General features: G+C 69.7%; 2 protein-coding genes and 1 pseudogene. 2 read left to right on the plus strand and 1 reads right to left on the minus strand.

From position 1 onward, the window contains the following. On the minus strand, positions 1–610 hold a 610-nt coding region (locus GX015_RS03915), incomplete at its 3' end, for a hypothetical protein (RefSeq protein ID WP_291342943.1). Between the two features lie 79 nt (positions 611–689). On the opposite strand from GX015_RS03915, the gene GX015_RS03920 reads away from it, so the two are divergent. Both GX015_RS03920 and GX015_RS03925 read left to right on the plus strand, forming a co-directional pair. Then, on the plus strand, positions 690–1,724 hold the full coding sequence (locus GX015_RS03920; RefSeq protein WP_291342945.1) for a glucose dehydrogenase: 1,035 nt from the start codon (positions 690–692) through the stop codon (positions 1,722–1,724). Positions 1,725–2,132: 408 nt separating this feature from the next. Further along, positions 2,133–2,573, plus strand: a pseudogene (locus GX015_RS03925) (hypothetical protein); the annotation flags it as partial.

Raw genomic sequence — 2,573 nt, forward strand, 5'->3', positions numbered from 1 at the left:
CCGCCGCGCCCGCGCCGAGACCTGCGGCCCCGACTGCGCCCACCGCGCCCACCGTGCCGACGTTGCCGCGGTCGGCGTCTGCCTCGACGTCCGCGTCCCGGTCGAATCCGGTTGCCGCCGGCGCGATCTGCGTCGGCTGGTCGACGTCGGAGTCCGCGGCGAAATCGGCGTCGGCCTCGCGGTAATCGTCGGTCTTCGCCAGCGGTTCGATCTTCTGCGGCGCGGTGCGGCCGGCTGCGGCGTAAATGTCGCGGCGCGGGATCACCTGCGTTTCGCCGGCGTCGTCAAGCGAGGCCGACGAGTCGGAGGTGGCGGCGGCGACGGTCTCGTCCGACCCATCCGCCCCGCCGGCCAGCGGGCCCGCGCCCGTGCCGTCGATGACCTCGGTGCGGGCGTCGGTATCGGGCTCGGCGCCGGCGTCCACGTCCATCTTCGACGCGGGCACTGCGATGGACTCCGTTTTGGCGTCGTCGCCGGTTTCGGGGGCGACATCGGCTGCGGGGCCGTCGTCGGCGATTCGACGGTAGGTCGGGACGTCGAAGTCGTCGTCAAGCCCCTCCTCGTAGTCGCCCAGGTTGCGGGGATTCGGGTTCTTGGTGTTGTCGCTCACAGGGCCCAGGGTAAGCGCTGGACACTGGTTCGGGCGGGTGACGTGCCGGGGGCGCGGCGTATTTCCTATTCTGGCGGTCATGGGACGGAATCGAAGGGCGCTGGCCAAGCATGCCGCGGTCGCGCTCACGGCGGCGCTTTCGCTGACGCTCGCCGCGTGCATGGACGATTCCCCCGAGCTGGCCGCCGGTTTCGCCGAGCGGACCTCCGAGCCGACGGGCCTGCCGATGCCGGATTCGCACATGCGCGACGCCATGCCCGCGCCCGGCGCCCAGCGCGAGCCCCGCGGGTCGGACGATCCGTGCGCCATCGACGACGTCGTCCTCGCCGCGTGCCTGGCGGAGATCACCGCCATCGCGTCGCCGGGCCCGGGCCGGGCCGTGGCGGCGACGGCCGACGGGCGCCTGCACCTGGTCGTCGCCGGCACCGAGCCCCGGGAGATCGCCGACGCCGGGTCTCGCGTCGCGCAGATCACCGCCGGCCCGACGTCCGCCGAGGACGGCCAGATGTTCCTGCTCCGCCTCGACGGTTCCGTCGCCCGCCTCACCCTGCTCCCCGGCGGTGGCGCCGACCTGCGTGAACTGCCGCAGCACGCGCATCCGCTGAACTTGGGCCTGTACCTCGATTCCTCGGGCGACGTGAACACGCTGTTGGCCGGCGATCCCGGCATCGAAATCCTGTCGGTGTGCCACGGCCCGCACGGCGCTCCTCCCCTGATGGCCGTCCGACTCGACGGCACGCCGATGCTCGGCCAATGGTCGGATGGCCTGATTCAGCCGGTGGGCGGCGTGGATCTCGACGATTCCCTGGGCGGGTGCGCCGTCGTCGGCCAGGAGGTAATCGTCGCCGTGCCCGGTGCGCAGCGCGTCGTGTCCATTCCCGTGACGCCGCCGGAGCCCGGGCCCTTCGGCGCATGGACCGTGGCCGGGTCACCGACCACCCTTCTCGAGGGCGAGTTCGGCCACGTCGGCTGGGTCGCGCCCGTCGTCGCGGAGGGCGGCGTCGAGGTGTGGGGCGCGACCGTGAACAAGGCCGAGGGCCGCGAGCCCGGTGCCTCGGACGAGCGCGTCTTCCGCGTTCCTTCCGGAGGTTCCTCGGGAGGGTCCCCGGATTAGTCCCGCTTGGGCCGGCGCTTTTTGCTTGACGACGTTCCCGCGTTCCCGCACCGTCGAACCTCGATCGTTCGACAGCTCGTTCGATCCCGCGTGATGGAACACTGAACGGTACAAGTGGGGCCCGTGGTGCATAAAGTCGCCGAAACGTTGCCTGACGTTCGATTGCGCGCCTGTCGAACACATGTATCATGAGAGGTGAAGCAAGGAAGCAAGACAGCGAGTTGGGCCGGGGGTTTTGGCCCAGCTCCGGGGCAGATCAGCTCGAGCGATCACACTGCACAGTTAGAGGCAGATCCACGTTTGATCCGTACTCGCATTCCCGGGGGAATCGACATGGCATTCGACCATGACGAACACGACGGCAACGTCCACGAAAGTCCCGAGCAACCACCACCACGGAAACGGTGGGTGACCGAACGCGATGAGCCCGCGGCGAACATCGCCCGGGCCCGCAACATCGCCGAACTCGAACTCTCCATCGCCGTCGCACCGGCCGGCAATGCCGACGTCGACTCGCATGTGGCGGCCATCGGCACCCGCATCGGCGCCGGCAAGCGCCGCTCGGTGGGTTACTGCGACGTCGGCATCATGCTGGCCCGCATGCCGAAGATCTGCGAATTCGCCCGCTGCGGAGCGCTGCCGCATGAACGTCTGCGGACCATCGCCGGTGCCATCGTCGCCGTGACGGACGACAACATCGGCGAGGTGGAGGAGAAGTTCCTCGACTACCTGACCCCCAACAAGGACTTCCAGGCCCTGCCCGGCCCTTTCGTCTTCGCCCGGGAGCTGCGCCAGATCGTGGAGAAGATCGAACCCATCTCCACCCCACCCGACGAAGACGAGCCGAAA

Origin of the sequence: Corynebacterium sp., assembly GCF_012837295.1 — a bacterium.
Lineage (GTDB): Bacteria > Actinomycetota > Actinomycetes > Mycobacteriales > Mycobacteriaceae > Corynebacterium.